Annotated in this window: 6 protein-coding genes and 2 pseudogenes; 1 reads left to right on the top strand and 7 read right to left on the bottom strand. The window is 60.9% G+C overall.

Going from position 1 to position 7843, the window contains the following annotated elements; translation table 11 throughout:
• Positions 1 to 390: 390 nt before the first annotated feature.
• On the bottom strand, positions 391 to 1521 hold the full coding sequence (locus tag M0954_RS17100; RefSeq protein WP_297354440.1) for an IS110 family transposase: 1131 nt from the start codon (positions 1519 to 1521) through the stop codon (positions 391 to 393).
• A gap of 277 nt (positions 1522 to 1798) precedes the next feature.
• A complete protein-coding gene (locus M0954_RS17095) occupies positions 1799 to 2446 on the bottom strand; it encodes a TetR/AcrR family transcriptional regulator (protein WP_297354437.1) in 648 nt (215 codons plus the stop codon).
• A gap of 89 nt (positions 2447 to 2535) precedes the next feature.
• Between M0954_RS17095 and M0954_RS17090 the strand changes: the two genes are divergently transcribed.
• Entirely contained in the window at positions 2536 to 3417 is an 882-nt protein-coding gene (locus M0954_RS17090) for an aldo/keto reductase family oxidoreductase (RefSeq protein ID WP_123388017.1), read from the top strand.
• 493 nt (positions 3418 to 3910) lie between these two features.
• Here the strand turns inward: M0954_RS17090 and M0954_RS17085 are convergent, their stop codons facing one another.
• The 5 genes and pseudogenes from M0954_RS17085 to M0954_RS17065 all read right to left on the bottom strand — a co-directional run.
• Positions 3911 to 4279: a hypothetical protein gene (locus M0954_RS17085; RefSeq protein WP_122158646.1), complete on the bottom strand. Its 369-nt coding sequence runs from the start codon at positions 4277 to 4279 to the stop codon at positions 3911 to 3913.
• Between the two features lie 137 nt (positions 4280 to 4416).
• Positions 4417 to 4788 (bottom strand): annotated as a pseudogene (locus M0954_RS17080) (MFS transporter); the annotation flags it as partial.
• A gap of 154 nt (positions 4789 to 4942) precedes the next feature.
• Positions 4943 to 6586, bottom strand: coding sequence for an FGGY-family carbohydrate kinase (locus M0954_RS17075; protein WP_297354435.1), 1644 nt, complete (start codon positions 6584 to 6586; stop codon positions 4943 to 4945).
• 2 nt (positions 6587 to 6588) lie between these two features.
• Positions 6589 to 7317, bottom strand: coding sequence for an SDR family oxidoreductase (locus M0954_RS17070; protein WP_123388019.1), 729 nt, complete (start codon positions 7315 to 7317; stop codon positions 6589 to 6591).
• Between the two features lie 23 nt (positions 7318 to 7340).
• Positions 7341 to 7843, bottom strand: a pseudogene (locus tag M0954_RS17065) (sugar ABC transporter permease); the annotation flags it as partial.

The raw sequence follows: 7843 nt of genomic DNA, 5'->3' as shown, positions 1-7843 counted from the left end.
ATGTCGGAGCACTCCGCGGTTTCCTCCCTTGGGGCTTGTAGGACGCCTGCCCGCTGGCGTCTGGGCGAGTTGACGTGCCGACGGATCAGGGCAGGCGTCCTACAACCCGATATGACTTTCCGTGTCAATCGGAACATATGGTTTGTATGTTTCTTATGTTCAAATGAATTCCCTGAGGGCGGCGTAGCAGTAAATCTCGACGGTGAATCATCCTGATATCCGCGGGTTGGTTACCGCATTACAGTGGACCGTCTCATGAGCCTGCCGCATTCTTAAGCCGCAAATCGGGTGATATCCGTTGCCGGGTTGTGCCGCGGGTTACTCGTGTAACCGGGCTACGCCGCCTTCAGGAAACTCGTGGAGCATCGGGTGAGTGCCGTCCTTTCGTAATCAGAGCCCCGCTGCGCTACGAGGCAATGCGAGCGACATCGCCAGGCGCCCGATGTCCCAGATGAAGCCCGACAGTTCACGGGCGACGGCCACGACCGTAGTGTTGGCATTCTTGCCACGCGCGGCCAGCCTCCGGTATCGGCGACACAGTCGAATTTGCGCGTCCCAGGCGCGATCAATGATGGCCTTCGGAATGCCTTCGTGCCGACGCTGGATGTCGGCGCTTACACGTGCAGGGTGCCGGTAGCTCCACGCAGCTTCCACGAGCAGCTTTCTTGCATAGCCGTTGCCGGTCTTGGTGATGCTTCCCCGCCGTCGCTTGTCACCCGATGAGTGTTCTGACGGGGTGACGCCGAGCCACGCCATCAATTGGCGCGGATGGTCAAAGCGGCACAAATCTCCAAGTTCGGCGAGCATTCCAACGGCCGTGGTGAACTGCACACCGCGCATGGCCTGCAGACCCAGGACGGCCGGATAGAATCGCCAGGTCGTCACCGCCTCACGCAAGGCGGCTTCAACGCGCTGGCATTGTGCGAGCCGGTCCTCAATCGTACGCCGCAGCTCCTCAAATGCGAATTGCTGCCATTCGCTGCCAAACGCATACTGGCTTACCCAGCGCCGGTGAGCAGGTCCCCAGTCGGCGTGACCGACATAGCGTACGTCGTGTGCCAGCAGAAACGATTTAAGCCGTTGCCGCGCCTGCCTCAAATCGTCTTTGGCCATCATCCATGCACGGGCCAGGTCACGAAACGCCTCGTCCTCGACGGTCGGCACGTGCACCTCTGACAGGTCCCCAGCCCGTAGGGAGCGTACAAGCTTGACCGCATCGCGCCGATCCGTCTTGACGCGCTCGCCGGGCTTTCTGGGAATCAACGACGGTGCGCACACCATACAGTCGAAACCCTTCTGGAGCAGTTGCCGGTAAAGGCCGTAGCCACATGGTCCTGCCTCGTAGACGACGCGTATGTGGCGCGCCTTCGATTGAAGACGTTTGCACAGGCGATCGATATCCGTCTTCGTCGTACCGATCTTGCCGGGCAGTTCGACCTCGTCCGTGCCGAGAGCATAGGCGACCGTGATCGAATCCTTGTGGACGTCTAGGCCGACGTACACCGTGCTATCGTTTTCCATGCTGGCCTCCGTGCCGGAAATCGCCGAGGTGTGGCGCTATGCACACCTTGCGGCTCTGGCAATGCTAACCCGCGTTAGATTCCCTCACGGCGGACCAGCCTTTGCCTCACGGAAAGTCATACTGTCTTAAACACTTTGAGACAGTCGTCCGATTCCTCTGAGTGTCCGCTTGCAAGGTTGCTACGGCCGGGCGCCGTGCCACCAGACGAAAATCAGGTGGGGCCTGTCTCTAGAAGCCGGTTAACTGGCATATTCGGCTTTCCTGCAACGGTTGCGACTAGTTCGCCGAACACTTTGGACGCGCCTCGCGTTCGAGATACCCTAGACAGAGCGACTCAAGTTGACCGCGAAGCTTGCGGATCACTGATTGCGGCGACTTCCCCTCAAGCAGCAAACGTATGGGGCCGACCAATGCTCCCGTGAACATGAAAATGGTCGTGGAAATGTCGTCAAAATGCGCATCGGAAGCCGTCTTCAGCATAGCCTCTAGCGCCGCGCGGTTGCGAGCCTCCACTTCGCGAACGTAGCCGCGTGAGTCGAGTTCGAGGGCAACCGCATATAGAGCACGCGATTCGTCCAGGTTCTCCGTTTTTGCTTTCACGAATGCTGCAACCACAGCCTTCACCATCGTCGACAAACACGCGTTATGCGCTGACGCAGTGGCATCCTCGATCGCTGTCACCACCCTTTCCAGATGCCGCTGCAGCACGGCAAAAAGAAGCGCCTGCTTTTGAGGAAAATACTGATAAAGCGTTCCGACAGATACGCCGGCTCTTTCGGCCACCCGGATAGTGGTAAGTCGCTGCAAGCCCTCAGCCAGCAAAACCTGAATAGTCGCATCGAAAATCGCGTCCACGGTAGCCTGGGAACGCGCCTGCTGCGGCTGTTTGCGGGCGTCCAGCCCCTGTCCGTTATCTGTCCGCATATGCGAATTCACAATCTGAATGATTATTCGTATTCTATCCGAACATCTTGCAGCTACGGAAACAACAAACCGAAAGAAGGAGTGCATCAATGGCTGAAGTTACGCGAGCTGGTATTTTTCAACTTGGCGACCTGTCTGTTACGCGCATGGGCTACGGCGCGATGCAGCTAGCGGGTCCTCACGTTTTCGGCCCACCGAAAGACCGCGCCGCAGCGATAGTAGTGCTTCGTGCCGTTGTTGAAAGCGGAATCACGCACATTGACACGAGCGATTTCTATGGCCCACACGTTACAAATCAGCTTATCCGCGAGGCGCTCCATCCCTATCCTGACGCTCTCACTATTGTCACGAAGGTAGGGGCCAGCCGGGGTAGCGATGCCTCGTGGAACGTTGCGTCATCGGCGGCCGAACTGGAGTCGGCGGTGCATGACAACCTTCGCAATCTCGGTCTCGATACGCTGGACGTCGTGAACCTTCGTGTGATGTTCGACGTCGCAGCACCGACTGAGGGTGACATCGAAGAGCCTTTGACGGCGCTCGCGGAGCTTCAGACGAAAGGCTTGATTCGTAACATTGGGCTGAGCAATGTGACCGCACAGCAGGTGGCACAGGGCCGCGCGATTACGAGCATTGCGTGCGTGCAGAACATGTACAACCTTGCTCATCGAAACGATGACACGCTGATTGACAGTCTTGCAGAAGATGGCATCGCCTATGTCCCGTTTTTTCCGCTCGGCGGCTTCTCCCCGCTGCAGGCCGATGCACTGAGCCACGCTGCAGACCAATGCGAAGCGACACCAATGCAGGTAGCCCTTGCATGGTTGTTACAGCGCTCGCCGAACATCCTCCTGATACCCGGTACCTCATCAGTCGAGCATCTGAAGCAGAACATTAAAAGCGTAAACCTTCACTTGCCAGAGGATGTTTTGTCGTCGTTGGACAAAATCGGTTCCGGGAAGACGCAAGACTAGGTCGGTCGTGTCCCGCGACAGGCCAATCATCGACGACGCGCACTTGCCATCTATGTTTTGGTAAGCAACTTGCGGAACAGGCGTCGGCTGCTTCGGCTGCAGGACTTGCTGATTTGCGAGAACGCATCCGCCGCATCACGCGCGGGACGCTTATACGTCCGACACGCGTGCTGTGCACCTTGTCAGTTTCATCGGAGACCTACGCGGGCGACAGCGGACTACGTCCGCGCCCACGTCCCCGGTCGCGGCGGCTGCTATCGAGCCAGTTCCGGCCACTCGACATCGATGCCGGAATCGTTAGCAATCGGTGAACTCGATATTTTTTCGTCTCCCGAGGGCGCTCAAAGATTGGGCCTGTAACGAAAGAGTGCGCTTGCTGGGGCTTTTCATCGGCCATTTAAAGCTTCTGCCAGCAACACCGCAAACCCACGAATACTTGGTAACCAAACGTCCAGATTAAAGATTGCCTTTCCCCCGGGCGTTGAGGCCAAATTCAGCGATCAGCCGATACGGGCCGGCTATCAAAAATTTCGGCGGAAAGAAACGAAATCGGGGAGAGAAAAATGAAGATCGTGAAGTGGATCCTGCTGCCGTTGTCGATCCTGGCGCTCAGTGCGTGCCATGGGGGGGAGAGTCGCTCATCCGGTTCGGGTGTCACGGCACCGAGCGCGTCCACCGTGTCGACAGCCGTCACCGCCAATACCCTCAGCAATGTACCGCTCAACAGCAGCACACCGGTCACGGTCGCGTTCGGCGTACCGGATGGCGTTAGCGCGACAGCGTTGACGGTTACCACGGGCCTTTCAACGTTGCCTTCGGGATGGAGCGCCGCTTCGCCGTCGTTTTCGTGCGCAAGCGTCAATGCGCAGAACCCGTGTGATCTGGCGCTGACCTACGACCCCGGCACAGCCGGCGCGTCCGGCACGCTGACACTCGGCTTCACTTACCTGGACGGTCAGGGTAAGCAGCAACAGGGTAGTGTCGGGATTGCATACTCACGACGTTGGCGACGGTGTACCACAGCAGCGAATACGTGAAGACCGCGCGGCGGCCAAAGCGGTCGGCGAGAAATCCGCACGCAATAGTGCCGATAAACAGGCCGGCGAACAGCGCGGCGATAAAGCTCGCGACACCGGTCGTACCGAACAGGCCATGGGTGGTCGCCGTCAGCAGCCCGCTTTTGACGAGACCCGGCGCGACATAGCCGGTGTAGAGCAGGTCGTAGAGTTCGAAGAGGAAGCCGAGGCTCAGCAGGACCACGAGTTTCCAGATGGAACGCGTGGCGGGCAAGCGGTCGAGCCGCGCGGAAATCGTGCCGGCATCCAGCACTGCTGCACTGCTGCACCGTGAGCGGACGTGACGGACCCAGATGGGTCGGGGCTTGCCATGAGGTCTCCTTCTTCGTGTCCAGGGCCGGTCTTGAGCCGGCTCTCCGAAGCAGGAGTGCCGGGCCAAAGACCCGGCGAGCATTCTAGCCGCGTGCGCGCTTCACGTGTTCGAAGGATGCGATCTTCTCATTGCGGATCTAGCGGATTTCTCTGGCCACGTTCTGCAACTGCTTGAACGCGCGGAACCGGGAATCGTGGCGTTCTGCGACATCGTCTGTCGCCGGCTCGTAGGTCTTGCTGATCTGCGACATCCGCGCCATCGCCGAGCGCACGTCGTCGAACTGTCCGCCCGCCACACCGCCCAGCATGGCAGCGCCGAGCAGAACGGGCTCTTCTGCCTGGATGGCCAGCACGGGCTTGCCGGTCGCATCGGCGAGCAGTTGGCGAACCAGATCGAGCCGCCCCGCCCCGCCGCTGATTACCACGCGCTCGATCGGCGCACCGGCTGCAGCCTGTACTTCGATGATCTGGCGCAGGCCGTAACCGATACTGCAAATGCCGGCTATATAGAGCGCGACCAGGCTGTCCAGGTCGTCCTCCATTCCAAGCCCTGCAATCACGGCTCTGGCGTGAGGATCGGCGAACGGCGCACGGTTTCCGAGGAACTCAGGAACGACATGCAGGCCGTCAGCCATCGCCACTACCCCGGACAAATTGTCCGCCGCCTGCGCGGCAAGGGAGGCGAGCAAGGTGGGCAAGGACTGGCCCTCCTGCTCCGCGCGGCTTCGGGCATCGGAGGCTGCGGGATGCATCGAAATCAGCCGTTCGATCGCAGCACCCGCCACCGATTGACCGCCCTCGTTAAGCCATGCGTCCGGCACCATCGCCGAAAAATAAGGCCCCCACACGCCGGGCACGAACACGGGAGCTCGGGTCGTCGTCATCGTGCACGATGAGGTGCCGAAGACGTAGGCGAGGCACGACTCGGGCGCGCCATCGGCGCCGACCGTGCAGATGCCGCCGGCATGCGCATCGATCACGCCCGTGGCGACCGGCGTTCCGCTGCGTAGGCCGAGTTCTGCGGCAGCCTTTGCCGTCAGTCCGCTGCCCAACGGCGTCCCCGCGTCGACGACACTCTGGCCGATACGCGCAAAACCCTCGTCCGCCAGCACGCCCAGGCCGACGCTGCGAAAGTAACTCTCGTCCCAGCGCCGCTCATGCGCCAGATAGGTCCATTTGCAGGTGACCGTACAGGTGGAGCGGGAGAGATCCCCGGTCGCGCGCCAGGTGAGGAAGTCGGTCAGATCGAAGAACTGCCACGCGGCCGCGAAAACCTTCGGCCTGTTCTCGAGCAGCCACAGCAGCTTCGGCGTCTCCATCTCTGGAGAAATCTTGCCACCGACAAACTTCAGCACCTCGTGGCCGCCCGCGTTGATGCGCTCGGCCTGCTCAAGCGCACGATGATCCATCCAGACGATGATGTCGCGCTCAACCTGCTCCGACGGCCCCACAGGCAACGATTGCCCACCCTCGCCCAGCACGACGAGCGAGCAGGTGGCGTCGAAGCCGATCCCGGCGATCTGATCGGGCGACACCGCAGCCTGCGCCAGCGCCTCCTTCACGGAATCGCACACGGCGTTCCAGATCTCGGCGCTCGACTGCTCGACAATCGAGCCGCTCGCGTGGAACAGCGTGATGTCGCGTTTTGCCGTAGCCACCATGTGGCCGGCGAGGTCGAAGATTCCGGCGCGGGCGCTGCCCGTGCCGACGTCCACGCCGACGACGTAGCGGGCATCTTGCGCGCTGCCTGACGCGTTGGAGGTTGGATTTTCAGAAGTCATAGTCACAGATCGACGCTATTCGGAAGTATCACGATATCGCGAATGGTCACATTACGGGGCCGCGTCAGCATGAAGAGCACCGCTTCTGCGACTTCGTTCGGCTGCATCAGGCTGCCCGAAGCGAGCGCCTCGTCCATCTTCGCCTTCGGCCAGTCGTCGAGCAACGCCGTGACAACCGGTCCGGGCGCCACCGCGCCGACCCGTACGCCGTGTTTCGAGAGCTGGCGCCGGGTTGTGTGGACAAAGGCCTGTACCGCGAATTTCGAGGCGGTGTAGATCGGCTCCCACACTACCGGGACGATCCCCGCGATCGAACTGGTAAAGACGATATCGCCCGATTTCTGCGCGACCAGATGCGGCAGCACGGCGTGGACCGAACGGAACGCGGCATTGATGTTCAGGTTCAGCATGCGGTCCCACTCGTCCGGATTGCCGTCCTTTATTTCACCGCCGACGTAGGCGCCGGCATTGGCGTGGAAGATATCGAGGCCGCCGGCGAGGTCGAGGATCTTCGGCAGGATCCCCGAAACTTCCGCGGGCTGCAGCAGATCGACGACTAGCGGAAAAGCGTTCGGTCCCAGCTCCGCGCAGAGTTGCGCGAGCCGGTCCTGCGCGCGGTCGATCAGCACGACTTTCACGCCCTCCGCGAGCAGTGCTCGCGCGCATGCGAGGCCGATACCCGAGGCCGCACCTGTGATGGCGGCGACCTTTCCTTTGATGGATTCAGACATTGAATACTCCTCGATTCCTGGATTTACGCACGGCCATGTGAAACGCGGGACTGACGCGCCAGCGAGTCGACGATCACCGCGATCGCCAGCACCGCGCCGGTGATCATGAAACGCAGCGACGACGACAGATTCAGCAACGTCAAACCACTCGCAATCGACTGGATCACAATAATCCCCAGCACCGCCGAATACGCACTGCCGCGCCCCCCGAACAGACTGGTGCCGCCGATCACCGCCGCCGCGATAGCGTTCAGATTGACGTCACCGGTGCCCGCCTGTTGACTGGCCGAAGCGAGCCGCGCCGCGGTCAGTACGCCGCCCAGCGCCGCAAGACTCGCGCACAACACAAACGCGCTGGTGTAAATAGCGCCAACATTGATACCCGCCCGCCGAGCCGCTTCGTGATTACCACCAACCGCATGCATCGAGCGCCCCCAACGCGTCCTCTTCAGCGCATAGTCCATCGCGACCGCGATGCCGAGAAAGAGGCCAAACATCAATGGAACGCCTCGTCCACGGTTGAGGT

Source organism: Paraburkholderia sp. (assembly GCF_026225065.1).
Lineage (GTDB): Bacteria > Pseudomonadota > Gammaproteobacteria > Burkholderiales > Burkholderiaceae > Paraburkholderia.
This window is presented reverse-complemented; position numbering and strand designations above follow the sequence as displayed.

Bases quoted from the DNA above. Each gene is read 5' to 3' on its own strand.
- M0954_RS17095 (WP_297354437.1), bottom strand. From the start codon at position 2,446: ATGCGGACAGATAACGGACAGGGGCTGGACGCCCGCAAACAGCCGCAG.
- M0954_RS17075 (WP_297354435.1), bottom strand. From the start codon at position 6,586: ATGACTTCTGAAAATCCAACCTCCAACGCGTCAGGCAGCGCGCAAGAT.
- M0954_RS17090 (WP_123388017.1), top strand. From the start codon at position 2,536: ATGGCTGAAGTTACGCGAGCTGGTATTTTTCAACTTGGCGACCTGTCT.
- M0954_RS17070 (WP_123388019.1), bottom strand. From the start codon at position 7,317: ATGTCTGAATCCATCAAAGGAAAGGTCGCCGCCATCACAGGTGCGGCC.
- M0954_RS17100 (WP_297354440.1), bottom strand. From the start codon at position 1,521: ATGGAAAACGATAGCACGGTGTACGTCGGCCTAGACGTCCACAAGGAT.